Origin of the sequence: Nocardioides luteus (assembly GCF_015752315.1) — a bacterium.
Classification (GTDB): domain Bacteria; phylum Actinomycetota; class Actinomycetes; order Propionibacteriales; family Nocardioidaceae; genus Nocardioides.
In genome coordinates, this window is record NZ_JADOVJ010000001.1 from 2,329,603 (window position 1) to 2,342,060 (window position 12,458).

The following is a 12,458-nucleotide window of genomic DNA, read 5'->3' on the forward strand; positions in this document are numbered from 1 at the left end:
GTGGCCGACGTCGCTGCGCAGGCGGCTGCCCTCCAGGTCTGGGCGTACCCGCTGATCTTCGCCCAGCGGATGCGCCTCAACCTGACCCAGCCGTCGGATCCGCACGGGCCGCGGCCTGAGACCTCTGCCGGGGCACCGGTCGGGACGCTCGGTCACCAGCGGTCGCTCGCCGACCCGAGCCTGAAGGTGGGGGTGGCGCCGAACGTCGACACGCTCTACTCGCTGGCCTGGCTCGACCTGGACGCGGGTGCGTACGAGGTGACGCTGCCGGATCCGGGGGAGCGCTACCTGAGCCTCCAGGCGGGATGTGCCGACACCAGCAGTCCGGTGGTCGTCAGCCGCCGTGCGTATGGAGCGGAGCTGCCGGCGGTTCGCATCCGGCGCGGTCCGCGGGCGGTCTCGGAGGAAGGCGGCGTACTGAGGCTGAGCACGCCGGAACGCTGGGTGATGGTCGTCGGGCGTACCGGTGTCGACCCGCTCGATGCCGACGACCTCGCGGACGCTCATGCCCTCCAGGACAAGATCGGCTTGACTCTCGACCCTGATGCGGGTGTCGGTGCCGCGCCGACGTCGCGTGCCGTCGACCGTCGCATCGACGAGCTTTCGCGTCAGGACGAGATCCTGGAACCGTCCACCTTCGCGACGGCGCTCTCGGTGGTGCTCGACGATCTCGGTCCGGGACAGGTCCCGGAGTCGCTGATGTCGTACGTCTCCGGCGAGCAGCTGGCGGGTCTCGCGGACGGCTCGGCCTCCGAAGAGGCTGTTCTGTCGTTCGCTGCGGGCCTGCGTACGGGACATCAGGACATACGCAGGCGGGTGGAGCATCTCGGGCGCACCGTGAACGGCTGGTCGATCAACGACCGCGGCCCGGACTTCGGTGACGACCTCCTGCTGCGTGCCGCCGTCGCGCATGCGCAGATCTACGTGAACCCGGTGGCCGAGGCGGTCTATCCGGTGTGCCAGACCGACGCCGACGGGGAGGGGCTGGACGGGCGGAACGGCCCGTACGTCATCGAGTTCGCGCCGGGTGAGCTACCGCCGGTCCAGGCGTTCTGGTCGTTGACGATGTATCACAGAGAGGGACTGCTGGTGGATAACCCGCTGGGACGCTATGCCGTCGGTGATCGGACCCCGGATCTGAGGTATGGCGCCGACGGTGGGCTGCGGATGAGTCTGTCGGTCTCCGAGCCGGACTCGGGACCGGCCAACTGGCTTCCGGCTCCCGACGGCCCGTTCCGCCTGATGCTGCGGCTGTACTGGCCGGACGGTGCCGAGGCCTGGGAGCCGCCGTGCGTCGTCCGGGAGGTGGCCCGATGAGCTACCCGTCGTTCGATCTTGCCGGCGTCGACCAGGTTCAGGTCTCGACCCGGCCGGACCTGGTGCCGACCGACGCCTCCGCCCGCCGCGAGCTCGCCCGTTCGATCGCCTTCGACGGCGTCGTCTATGGGCTGCCGGCGGTCTATCAGTACGCCCAGATGTGCCGGCAGTACGTAGCCGAGGGTGAGGCGCTGGGCATTTTTCTCCACGAACGGGACCTGGCCCGGCCGGGGTTCGCGGCGTTCCGTGTGCCGAACGTGGACACCCTCTACTCCAACGCGTGGCTCGACCTTAGCGGTGGTCCGGTGATCGTCGACCTGCCCGAATTCGGCGACCGCTACTACACGCTCAACCTCTTGGACGGCTTCGGCAATGCCTCCAACATCAGTCACCGGACCGTCGGACACGCACGTCAGATCTGGCTCGTCTCACCGACGGACGACACCGAGGTGCCCCCGGACGCAGTGCGGCTGCGGGTCGGCTCTCAGCTCATCTGGGTCCTGATGCGCATCCAGGTCCTCGGCGACGAGGCAGAGGTCCACCGGCTGCAGGACGCGGTCATGCTCAGGTGCGCCGGCGATGCCCGCCGGATCGGCGTGCTGGTGGATCCGGACGAGGTCATGACCGACTGGCGGGCCTTCTTCCGCGGGCTCGACGCCGCCTTGCGCCTCATCGGCGTCCCCGCGCACGAGCTCGCCATCGTCCGGCGGCTCTCGATGCTGGGCCTCACCGGGGAGGCGGAGCTTGATCCCGGCCAGCTCGACCCCGAGGTCAGGGCCGGGACGGCAGCCGGGTTCACCGAAGCGATGAAGGTCATCGACGCCTGCCGCCCACAGTTGGGGGAGCTGATCCCGACGGGCTGGACGAAGGTGGGCGACAAGGGCGCTCACGGCCTCAACCACCTGAGCCGGGCCGTGATGAGCCATGTCGGCCTCGGTGCCAACGTGGTCGAGGAGAACACTTCCTTCAACACCTACGCCGACGTCGACGGCCGCCCGCTCGACGGCTCGTCCGGCAGCTACCAGGTGCGTCTGGACACGCCGCCACCTGCGGGCGCGTTCTGGAGCGTGACGATGTATGACGCGGAGGGCTTCCTCGTCCCCAACCCAATCGGCAGGTACGCCGTCGGCAGCGCCACCTCCGGCCTGGTGGTCGATGACGACGGGTCGGTCACGATCGTCATCCAGCCCGAGGACGAGGCCGATCGCGTACGCAACTGGCTGCCGTCGCCGAAGGGACGCTTCTTCCTCGTGCTGCGCATCTACCAGCCGGCGCCGGATGCCCTGAGCGGCGCCTGGCTGCCCGGCGGGGTGCGACCGGTCAGCCGGTGACGATCACGACCAGCGCGGACAGCGAGATCATCAGCGAGAGCTGGGTCAGTGAGGCCAGGCGGAGCCCGCGCGCCTCGCGGAGCGCGGGAAGGATCGTGACGGCCACGCACAGTGAGGTCGCGACGACCAGGGCGACGGTGACCGGGGCCGGCGGGTCGGCTGCGTGCAGCAGCGCGAGCGCTGCTGCCGCCATGCTCAGCGCCGTCCTCGTACCGGCCAGACGTGTCCGTTCGGCCTGCAGCCCGGGTTCGCGTGGGGAGTGTCGACCGGGGCGAGACAGTGCTTCCTCACCGGAGCACCATGAGGGCTGCTGCAGCGCCCGCGACGACTGCGAGGGCGGCACAGGCCGCCGCGCCGGAGCGGAACCCGACGAGCGGTTCGCCGCGCCGGATCGCGCGTTCGTTGGCGCTCCACCGGAACCAGGCGAGCAGCGCCCCGCCTGCGCCGAGGACGACCATCGTGCCGGCGACGACCTGGACGACGATCGTCGAGTGGTCGGAGGCCAGCGCGTGGAGCGCGACGGCGGCCACGACCAACGCCAGCGACGTACGCAACCAGGCGAGGAACGTACGTTCGTTGGCCAGGGTGAAGCGGTAGTCCGGCTCGCTCCCCGTCGCATAGACGCGGGCGGGCCAGCGGGTACTCGACGGCGGCTTCTGGCCGGTGTCGCTGGTCATCGGCATCAGTTGGTCGTGACCACGAGCCGGCCCGTGACCCGGCCGGCCCGGAGGCGCTCGATGCCCTCTGGGACCCGGTCGTGGTCGATGTGCTCGATGGTCGGGGTGATCTCGCCACGGGCGAGGTAGTCGTACACCGTGGCGATGTCCTCGCGGGTGCCGCCGGAGGAGCCGTGGATGTGGGCGCGCTGGTGGATGACGTCGGCGGTGACGAGGGTCGTCTCGACCGCGCCCAGGCCGACCATGACGATGGTGCCGCCCTTGCGGATCGCGCCGACCGCCGCCGAGGTGGTGGAGCCGAAGCCGGCGAAGTCGATCACCGCGTCGAGGCCGAGTCCGATCAGGTCCTCCGCCCGCGGGTGCACGGCGGCGAGGCCGAGCTGCTCGCCGAGGGCCACGGCGGCGGGGCTGGTGTCGGCGGCGTACACCTCGGCGCCGAGCAGGGCGGCGATGCGGGCACCGAACTGGCCGAGCCCGCCGAGCCCGATGATGCCGACACGGTCGCCGGCGCCGACCCGGGCGACCTCGGCGACCGCGTGGTGGGAGGTCATGCCTGCGTCCGTGCCGGCGGCGGCCAGGTCGAACCGAAGACCGTCCGGCATCGCGACCAGGTCGGTGGCAGGAGCAAGGGTGTAGGCGGCGTACCCGCCGTCGCGGCTGTAGCCCGGGACGGTCTCGCCGAGAGGGTGCACACCGACCCGGTCCCCGACCTGCCACTGCGTGACGGCCACGCCGACCTGCGCGATCTCGCCCGCGATCTCGTGGCCGAGGGTGATCGGGTTGCGGGTGATGGTGGCCGCCCACGACGGCTCGTCCAGCTCGCCCACGTCGGAGTGGCACATGCCCGCCGCGCGCACCCGGATGAGGACCTCGTCGGCCCCGGGGGTGGGGACCGGCACCTGGTTGAGCGTGAGGGGACGTCCGGTCCCGGTCCATTGCCAGGCAGCCATTGCGGTGTTCATAGAACTGAAGTTAGTTTGGTTCAGGCGTCGTGTCCAGGCGACCGAACCATCGAGGAGGTCCTGTGAAAAGCACTCAGGTGCACGTGGTCACGCTCCCGGACGGCGACGTGCGTCCGGAGCACTTCGAGCTCGTGAGCGTCGACCTGCCCGATCCGGAGGCCGGTCAGGTGCTGGTCCGCAACACGTGGACCTCGGTCGATCCGGGGATGCGGCTCCGGCTGCGTGCCGACGCACCCGAGGGCTACTTCCCGGCCTTCCCGCTAGGCGAGCCGATGGACGGAATCTTCACGGTCGGCGTCGTCGAGGAGTCCCGCGCGGAGGGCTTCCCGGTCGGTGCGACGGTGTGGCACTCCTACGGCTGGCGCAGCCACGCGGTCGTCGATCCCGACGAGGTCGCGATGAACGGGGTCGCCGACCTGCGGGTCCTCGACGTCGAGCAGCTCTCGCCCCAGACCTACCTCGGTCCCCTCGGCCCGATGGGCCTGACGGCGTACGCCGGCCTGCACGTGATCGACGCGCTCGATGCCGGCGAGGACATCTCGACGATCTGGGTGTCGGCAGCCGCAGGAGCGGTCGGGAGCCTGGTCTGCCAGATCGCGAAGCTGTCCGGCCTGCGGGTCGTCGCGAGCGCGGGCACCGCGGAGAAGGTCGCCTGGCTGCGTGACGAGATCGGCGTGGACGCGGCCTTCGGCTGGCGCGACCGCCCGCTGGTGGAGTCGCTGCGCGATGCCGCGCCCGAGGGGCTCGACGTCTACTTCGACAACGTCGGCGGCAGCCACCTCGAGGCCGCCCTCGCGGCGATGAACAACCGTGGCCGGATCGCCCTGTGCGGCTCGATCTCGGAGTACGACGGGGCACCCGCCGGTCCGGAGAACCTCTTCCTCGCCACCTCCAAGAACCTGACCCTCCGCGGCTTCCGGGGGAGCGCGCACGTGCGGCTGCTCGACGAGATGCAGCAGCGGGTCGGTGGCTGGCTCGCCGAGGGCCGGCTGCACTACCGCGAGAGCGTCTACGACGGTCTCGCCCAGGCGCCGCGGGCGATCGCCGACATGATGGCGGGACGTACGACCGGCAAGACGCTGGTCCGGATCTGAGGGCCGGATGTCTCGCCCGATCGCGCCCACCTGGCGTCCCACCCCCGAGATCGAACGCTTCTACCGCGCTTCCGGGATGTGGCACGCGGCCAGCGTCACCGACGACCTGCGGCGCTGCGCCGACCGCTTCGGTGACAAGGTCGCGGTCCGCGACTCGACGACCCGGCTGACGTTCGGCCAGCTCTGGGACCGAGCCGCCGCGCTCGCCGGCTGGTTGCGCGAGCGCGGTCTGCGCCGCGGGGAGGCCGTCGCCGTCCAGCTGCCCAGCTGGACCGAGGCGGTCGTGGCGTTCCACGGGGTGCTGATGGCCGGCGGTGTCGTGGTGCCGATGACGAGCATCCTGCGCCGGCGCGAGGTCGGCTTCATCGTTCGCCAGACCGGTGCCCGCTTCGCGATCGCCGCCGAGGAGTTCCGCGGATACTCCTACCGCGACCTCTACGCCGACCTGATCGCTGAAGGCGTCGGGCTCGACCATGTCCTGTGGGTACGCGGCGGGGCACGCGGCGAGCGCTTCGAGGAGGCGCTGCGTACCGAACCGGTGGACGTCGAGACCGCGCTCGCGAGCGCCGGGCGGGACGGCGACGTCGCGCTCGTCATCTACACCTCGGGGACCACCGCCGACCCGAAGGGCGCGATCCACACGCACGAGGGGATCGCGGCCTCGGGCGACATCTGTCAGCGCGCGTTCGGGCTCAACGAGAACGACGTCCTCTTCAACCCCTCGCCGGTCAGCCACATCACCGGCATCTCGTTGAGCGTGCTCTTCCCGGTCGCGTTCGGCTGCTCGGTCACCCTCCAGGAGGCCTGGGACCCGCAGCAGGCGTTCGACGTGGTCGAGCGCGACCGGACGACCTTCTTCATCTTCGCCACCCCGTTCCTGGCCGCCCTCACCGCGATCGCGGAGGACCGCGGCGTACGTCTGGACCACGTCCGGACGATCGTGTGCGGCGGCGCGGACGTACCCGAGGCGCTCGCCCGCCGCGCTCATGAGCGGCTCGGCACGGTCGTTCGGATGTACGGCGCCACCGAGTGCCCCAACGCCAGCTGTGGCTCGCCGTGGGACCCGGAGCTCCAGCGCTGGGGCACCGAGGGGCACTGGCTCTTCCCGACCGAGGGGCGGGTCGTCGATCCCGGCACCGGCACGGACCTGCCGTCCGGCTCGGTCGGTGAGGCCTGGTGGCGCGGGCCGCAGTTGTGCTCGGGGTACGTCGATGCCGAGCGCAACGACGCCTTCACCGCCGACGGCTGGTTCCGCACGGGCGACCTCGTGCGCCTCGACGCCGGTGGCTGGCTGACGGTGCAGGGCCGGATCAAGGACATCATCAACCGCGGCGGCGAGAAGTTCAGCGCACGGGAGATCGAGGACCTGGTCGCCGAGGTGCCCGGCGTCGCCGACGTGGCGGTCACGCCCGTGCCCGACCCCGTGCTCGGCGAGCGCGTCTGCGCCTGGGTCGTGCTCGCGCCCGGCGCCGACCTCGACCTGGCGGCCCTCACGACCCACCTGCGCGGCCTCGGCCTGACCACCCAGAAGCTGCCCGAGCGGCTCGAGGTCATCGACGAGATGCCACGTACGCCGAGCGGGAAGATCCGCAAGACCGACCTGCGCGACCGCCTCGAGGCCGCGCCGACGACCCGGCCCTGACCGGGTCAGATGGAGGAAGACAGTGACCAAGGAACGCATCGTCGTGCTCGACGGGGCCCGGACCCCGATCGGCAGCTTCGGCGGCCAGTTCAAGGACGTGCCCGCCCACCGGCTCGGCGCGGCGGCGGTCACCGAGGCGCTCGAGCGCTCCGGTGTGGCCGCAGCCGACATCGAGGAGGTCGTGATGGGCTGCATCGGCCAGGTCGGACCCGATGCGTACAACGCCCGGAGGGTCGCCATCGAGGCAGGTCTGCCCACCTCTGTCCCTGCGTTCACCGTCAACCGGCTGTGCGGCAGCGGGCTGCAGGCGATCTGGTCGGCCGCTCAGGAGATGCGCTGGAACGACCTGCGGGTCACCGTCGCCGGCGGCGACGAGTCGATGACCCGGATGCCGTTCTACGACTTCGGCGCCCGCAACGGCTACAAGCTCGGCGACCGCGATCTGGTCGACGGCACGGTCGCGATGCTCACCGACCCGTTCGGAGGCGTACACATGGGGGTGACCGCGGAGGCCGTGGCCGAGAAGTACGGCGTCTCCCGTGCGGAGCAGGACGAGTTCGCGCTGCGATCCCAGCAGCGGTGTGCGGCGGAGGCTGCGAAGGCGGCCTTCGCGGAGGAGATCGTCCCCGTCGAGATCTCGGGGCGTCGGGGCGTCACCGTCGTCGACACCGACGAGCACCCCAAGCCGCAGACCACGCTGGAGGTGCTTGCCGCGCTGCGGCCGGCCTTCGCTCAGGGCGGTACGGTCACCGCCGGCAACGCCTCCGGGATCAACGACGGAGCCGCCGCGGTCGTGCTCGCGACCGAGTCGGCCGCTCGTGACCGCGGCGCGACCGGACTGGTCGCGCTCGAGCAGGTGGCGACCGCGGCGATGGAGCCGGGCCTGATGGGGTACGCCCCGACGCTCGCTCTGCGCAGTCTCTTCGAGCGCACCGGTCTGACCCCTGCCGACATCGACATCGTCGAGCTCAACGAGGCCTTCGCCTCCCAGGCCGTCGCGGTCTCGCGAGACGTGGGGCTCGACCCGGAGCGCACCAACCCCTACGGCGGGGCGATCGCGCTCGGCCACCCGGTCGGGGCGACCGGCGCGATCCTGTCGTTGCGAGTGGTCAAGCACCTGCGACGTACGGGAGGTGAGCTGGGCATCGTCACGATGTGCATCGGCGGCGGGCAGGCCCTCGCCGCGCTGTTCCGTCGCCTCGACTGATGCGCCCGGTGGACGTCCGTCAGCGCTCTTGGACCGAGACGAGAGCCGCGTTGCCGCGCGAGTCGACCTTCACCACGGCGACGGCGTGGCCGCCGTTGACCTCGGTCTCGATCTCCCGGGCCCGGTCCTGAGGAACGAAGAGGCTCTCGATGCCACAGCTGAGCTGCCAGCCGTCGTCGTGGCACTTCAGGAACGGTCCCTCGGCCGGCCGCTCGGTGTCGACGCCGGTGGCTTCCCAGACCTGGCCGCGTGGTGCCAGCGAGACGTACGCATCTCCGTCCTCCTTGGTCGTACGCGAGCTGATGCCGGGATAGGAGAGGTCGACGTAGGCGCCACGGAACGGGTCGATCGGGTCGACCGGCTCGACGCGGAGGCGGATCTCCTCGCCGGTGGCGCGTGCGGAGAGCTGGCCGGCGACGGCGATGCCGACGAGGGCGAGGTTGAGGATGCTGACGAGTGCCACGCGGGTGCGGGTGTTCATGAGAGGACCTCACCGAGGTTGGCGGCCACGCCTCGCCGGGCGCGGTCGAAGACGAAGCCGGTGGCGAGCAGGAGCACGCCGAGCATCAGGAAGAGGGTGGCGCCGGACATGATCGGCGCGAAGACCGCGAAGCTCTGCATGGTGGTGAAGACGACCAGCGCGCCCGTGGCGAGCACGACCAGCAGTGTCTGGTCGCGCACCGAGCCGTCGACGGCGACCGCACCGGCGACCACGACGTACACCGCGATGCTGACGAAGGCGGACAGCCACGCCTCGCCCGAGACGGAGCCGAGGTCGTCGACCTGCGGGTCCCAGGCCACCAGCGCGAGCCCGACCGGCACGATGAGCGCCGCGGCCAGCACCTCCCACCGCGACAGCCCGTCCGTACCCACTGCCGCGGCTGCGACCAGGAGCCCCGCGATCACCAGCGCCACGAGGAGCGTGGGGCTCCACGCGAGGTCGCGGTCGCCGATCTGCGGGACGGCGGCGACGAAGAGGCCACCCAGGACGAGTACGCCGCCCGCCAGCCGCCACACCTGGGCGAAGGCCTCCTGGCCCCGGTCGTGCAGCGCGGCGATGGCCGTCGCGACCACCCCGCCGACCAGCACCGCGAAGACGCCGGCGAACGTGCTCTCGCTGCTCGCCACCACCTGCCAGTCGAACCAGATCATCGTGGTCGCGATGCCGACGACCAGCGGCGCCAGGCCACTGCTCGCGTAGGCGTAGCCGAGGGCTCCGAGTCCCCAGATCCCCACCAGCGAAGGCTCGTACGCCGGTACCTGGAGGCTCTGCGCGGCCTGGAAGACGACGCCGCCGAAGCTCATCGCCGCGATGCCGCGGAGCGCGCCGCGCAGGGGCCGGGGGAGCGGGATCGTCTCCGCGGCGGCGGTGAAGGCGAGCCAGATGACGACGATCCCGACGAACCGGACCAGCGGGGTCAGTGCGTCCAGGTTGGTCGCGACGAGCCACACCAGCCCGACGCCGAGGAACGCGCCACCGAGGTAGGAGACGACCCGCGTGAGCGAGCCGGCTCGGGAGGCGACGTACTGCCTCTTGATCGTCGTCGCGGTGTCCCCGGTGAGGAGGCCCTCGCTCACCCAGCGGTCGATCTCGTCGTTCAGCCAGCCGAGCCGTCTCGGCGCGACGGGTCGTACGTCTGTGTCCATGTGACCATTGCAGCGGATCGTGGGCGAGCGGCGCGTGAGTCCAGGTACTCAACTCATCGGGTCCTGCGACCTTGACGCCTGCGGTCATTTCGGCTGCGCGGGCCGGGGCAGCGGCGATAGCCTTCGGATATCCGCGGGAAACGCCCGCGTGGTGTGGACGGAGTGACGCGTGGCAGCGTGGTTGTTGATCCTGGTCGGAGCAGCGGCACTCGTCGTCGCGGTCGCCGTCGTGGCTCTGATCTGGGTGCTCTCCGGTCGAGCCGAGCCAGGTGGCGTGATCAACCCGAACAACGACCCCGGCGTCCAGGCCGCACACGGTCAGGCCGAGCGGACCCACATCCAGCACAACTTCGGGGACGCCGGCCCCGGCTTCTGATCCTAAGGTTGAACGACGTGGCAGACGACATGGGTCGCAAGGACATCGAGGCGGGGTTGGAGACCCGCCATGAGCTGGGGGACGCCTTCGACGCCGAGCTGGTCGCCGGCTTCGCCGATCGCATCGAGAAGACCGTCCAGGAGCGGGTCGGGGCCACCGCCGCCGCCCGCACCCTCGCCGAGCGCAACGAGTCGCGCACCTCGGTCTTCCAGTTCGTGCTCGGCGCCGGGTCGGCCGTCGCCGGCATCCCGATCAGCATCACCCTCGGTGTCACCGACAACCTCGGCGCCCTGGTGATCTCCTGGGTGGGTATCGTCGGCGTGAACGTCGCCCACGCGCTGCGTACGCGCAAGCGCTGATGCGGGGGTGACAGCCCGACCGAGCGAGCCTCAGGGCGCGGTGGTGGGAGCCGGGGTGCGCTGAGGTCGCTGCTGCCGCCACTCACGTGCGCTGGACACGTAGATGGCGGAGTTGAGGACCACGCCGAGCAGGAAGCCGAACTGCCCTGTCACGAGGGCGAAGGCGGTCCAGGGGATCTGGGTGATGAGCAGGAAGTGCTGCGCCCACCAGACCTTCCTGCCGACGAGCGCCGTTCCGGCGACTCCGAGAAGGGTCAAGGCGTAGGACCAGAGATCGGTCACGAGGGTGCGAAGGCTTTCTCAAACGTGCATGCGGTGGCCCGGGTTCGCTGGTCCCGAGTTGCGGCGAAGATTCGCTTGGTAGAAATCTTGACGGCTGCGGCTGGGTATCGTCAAAGTGACGCGAATGTGCGTCGCATCACGCCGAAGCGCGCCCCGCGGACACGTATCCCCACGGCTTGGAGAGGGCCGGGCCGGGGAGGTAGTCCTGCTGGAGGAGCTCGACCCGGAATCCCTGGTCGGCCAGGAGTTCCGGGATGTCTCGAGTGAGGTGGCAGCCGCCGAAGAGGCGTTGCTGGAGGCCGTCGAGGCGATGCTGCCAGCGGGCGACCGCGGGGTCGGGGGAGAGGCCGTGCTCGGCGAAGCCGATGGACCCGCCCGGACGCAGGACCCGGCGCAGCTCCGCGAGCGCGCCCGCGACGTCGGGGATGGTGCACAGCGAGAAGGTGACCAGCCCCGTGTCGACCGAGGCGTCGGCGAGCGGGAGCCGGGCGCCGTCGAGGCCGACGCGGCTCACCGGGACCGAGGAGCCGGCACGCCGTGTCGCGGAGAGCTCCCAGGCGACGTCGGAGGGCTCGACGGCGACGATCTCGGTGACCTCGGGCGGATAGAGCCCGATGTTGCTGCCGCTGCCGAAGCCGACCTCGACGACCTGGCCGCGGAGACCGTCGCAGGCCTGCTCGCGCAGCGGCTCGAGCTGCGGGAGACCGCAGGTGCGGTCCACGATGTGGGGCACCACCCGGGTCTCCCAGAGTCCCATGAGAGCTCACTCCTCCATCTCGCCGGTCCACTGGACCCCGAGGAGCAGCGTGTCCTCGGTCTCGGCGATCGTCGTGAACCCCACGCGCCGGTAGAACCCGACCGCGCGGGTGTTGGCCGTGCTGACGCCGAGGTGGGCACCGCGTACGCCGGCGACGTGGAAGGCGCCGAGCATCATCCCGATCAGCTCCTTGCCCACGCCTTGGCCCTGGGCGCGGGGGAGCAGGTTGATGTGCAGATGCGCCGGGTACTCGCTCAACAGCTCGCCGGGCGTACGCACCGGCCGATGGATCAGGGAGCGCAGCCGGGCGTTCCAGTCGGTGCGGTCGTGGTCGGGGCCGGGATCCGGGTTGACCACCCGCAGCGCGGGCCACCAGTCCTCCTCGCACTCCTTCTCGAAGGCGCGGGTGAACGGGGTGCCGACGACGTAGCCCACGACGCCCTCGGAGTCGACCGCCACGAAACCGAGCCCGAGACGCAGGACGATGTAGGGAGCGGCGTAGATGTTCCCGGGCAGCCGGGGGTCGTCGTAGAACTCGGTGGCGTCCTCGCCCGATGCTCCGGTCAGCAGACAGATCGAGAAGAGATCGTCGAGGTCGTCGGCGGTGGCCCGCCGGATCTCAGGAGTGCCCATGCCCCAACCTCACCATGACCCGCCTCCGCCGTCGCCGCCAGGCCAGACCTCGGAGGCGACCGGCGGCCACGTACCCGCGGACATGGCGTTTCACAAGCGGTCTCCTCCCGGTGCCGCCCAGCCGAACAACCTCGGGCAACCTCAGCGTGGCGTATGGATGCTCACGTGCACTCG

The 12,458-nt window shown here is 71.0% G+C and carries 15 protein-coding genes; 7 read left to right on the top strand and 8 right to left on the bottom strand.

What is annotated here, in order from left to right:
- Both HD557_RS11175 and HD557_RS11180 read left to right on the top strand, forming a co-directional pair.
- A complete protein-coding gene (locus HD557_RS11175; RefSeq protein ID WP_008356678.1) occupies positions 1-1,317 on the top strand; it encodes a DUF1214 domain-containing protein in 1,317 nt (438 codons plus the stop codon).
- Positions 1,314-2,648 (top strand): DUF1254 domain-containing protein, encoded by a 1,335-nt coding sequence (locus tag HD557_RS11180; protein WP_008356676.1) that lies wholly within the window; start codon positions 1,314-1,316, stop codon positions 2,646-2,648. The genes HD557_RS11175 and HD557_RS11180 overlap by 4 nt, the downstream gene beginning before the upstream one ends.
- On the opposite strand, the gene HD557_RS28640 is transcribed toward HD557_RS11180, so the two are convergent.
- Genes HD557_RS28640 through HD557_RS11195 form a run of 3 tightly spaced genes read right to left on the bottom strand, consistent with a single transcriptional unit; the run spans position 2,638 to position 4,287 of the window.
- Positions 2,638-2,991, bottom strand: a complete 354-nt coding sequence (locus tag HD557_RS28640) for a DUF202 domain-containing protein (protein WP_196873935.1) — start codon at positions 2,989-2,991, stop codon at positions 2,638-2,640. The two genes, HD557_RS11180 and HD557_RS28640, sit on opposite strands and share 11 nt — an antisense overlap.
- Positions 2,936-3,325 carry a YidH family protein gene (locus HD557_RS11190; RefSeq protein ID WP_040755061.1) on the bottom strand — a complete coding sequence of 130 codons (390 nt, stop codon included), beginning with the start codon at positions 3,323-3,325 and terminating at the stop codon, positions 2,936-2,938. The genes HD557_RS28640 and HD557_RS11190 overlap by 56 nt, the downstream gene beginning before the upstream one ends.
- A gap of 5 nt (positions 3,326-3,330) precedes the next feature.
- Positions 3,331-4,287 carry a zinc-binding dehydrogenase gene (locus HD557_RS11195; RefSeq protein WP_196873936.1) on the bottom strand — a complete coding sequence of 319 codons (957 nt, stop codon included), beginning with the start codon at positions 4,285-4,287 and terminating at the stop codon, positions 3,331-3,333.
- A 62-nt stretch (positions 4,288-4,349) separates the two neighbouring features.
- Between HD557_RS11195 and HD557_RS28965 the strand changes: the two genes are divergently transcribed.
- The 3 genes from HD557_RS28965 to HD557_RS11210 are packed head-to-tail and all read left to right on the top strand — an operon-like array spanning position 4,350 to position 8,230.
- Complete coding sequence (locus HD557_RS28965) at positions 4,350-5,381, top strand: NADP-dependent oxidoreductase (protein WP_307785594.1); 1,032 nt, start codon at positions 4,350-4,352, stop codon at positions 5,379-5,381.
- Positions 5,382-5,388: 7 nt separating this feature from the next.
- On the top strand, positions 5,389-7,023 hold the full coding sequence (locus tag HD557_RS11205; protein WP_196873937.1) for a class I adenylate-forming enzyme family protein: 1,635 nt from the start codon (positions 5,389-5,391) through the stop codon (positions 7,021-7,023).
- A 22-nt stretch (positions 7,024-7,045) separates the two neighbouring features.
- A complete protein-coding gene (locus HD557_RS11210; protein ID WP_196873938.1) occupies positions 7,046-8,230 on the top strand; it encodes a thiolase family protein in 1,185 nt (394 codons plus the stop codon).
- Between the two features lie 19 nt (positions 8,231-8,249).
- On the opposite strand, the gene HD557_RS11215 is transcribed toward HD557_RS11210, so the two are convergent.
- Complete coding sequence (locus tag HD557_RS11215; protein ID WP_196873939.1) at positions 8,250-8,711, bottom strand: GDYXXLXY domain-containing protein; 462 nt, start codon at positions 8,709-8,711, stop codon at positions 8,250-8,252.
- Positions 8,708-9,877 carry a DUF2157 domain-containing protein gene (locus HD557_RS11220; RefSeq protein ID WP_196873940.1) on the bottom strand — a complete coding sequence of 390 codons (1,170 nt, stop codon included), beginning with the start codon at positions 9,875-9,877 and terminating at the stop codon, positions 8,708-8,710. The genes HD557_RS11215 and HD557_RS11220 overlap by 4 nt, the downstream gene beginning before the upstream one ends.
- Positions 9,878-10,046: 169 nt before the next feature.
- Between HD557_RS11220 and HD557_RS11225 the strand changes: the two genes are divergently transcribed.
- Together HD557_RS11225 and HD557_RS11230 are read left to right on the top strand one after the other, a co-directional pair.
- Positions 10,047-10,253, top strand: a complete 207-nt coding sequence (locus HD557_RS11225; protein ID WP_196873941.1) for a hypothetical protein — start codon at positions 10,047-10,049, stop codon at positions 10,251-10,253.
- Between the two features lie 17 nt (positions 10,254-10,270).
- Complete coding sequence (locus tag HD557_RS11230; protein WP_196873942.1) at positions 10,271-10,612, top strand: hypothetical protein; 342 nt, start codon at positions 10,271-10,273, stop codon at positions 10,610-10,612.
- A 30-nt stretch (positions 10,613-10,642) separates the two neighbouring features.
- Here HD557_RS11230 and HD557_RS11235 read toward each other — a convergent pair whose 3' ends face one another.
- The 3 genes from HD557_RS11235 to HD557_RS11245 all read right to left on the bottom strand — a co-directional run bounded on the left by HD557_RS11235 (position 10,643) and on the right by HD557_RS11245 (position 12,284).
- Positions 10,643-10,894 carry a hypothetical protein gene (locus tag HD557_RS11235; RefSeq protein ID WP_008356654.1) on the bottom strand — a complete coding sequence of 84 codons (252 nt, stop codon included), beginning with the start codon at positions 10,892-10,894 and terminating at the stop codon, positions 10,643-10,645.
- A 136-nt stretch (positions 10,895-11,030) separates the two neighbouring features.
- On the bottom strand, positions 11,031-11,651 hold the full coding sequence (locus tag HD557_RS11240) for a class I SAM-dependent methyltransferase (protein WP_196873943.1): 621 nt from the start codon (positions 11,649-11,651) through the stop codon (positions 11,031-11,033).
- 6 nt (positions 11,652-11,657) lie between these two features.
- Positions 11,658-12,284, bottom strand: coding sequence for a GNAT family N-acetyltransferase (locus HD557_RS11245; RefSeq protein WP_196873944.1), 627 nt, complete (start codon positions 12,282-12,284; stop codon positions 11,658-11,660).
- Between the last annotated feature and the right edge of the window lie 174 nt (positions 12,285-12,458).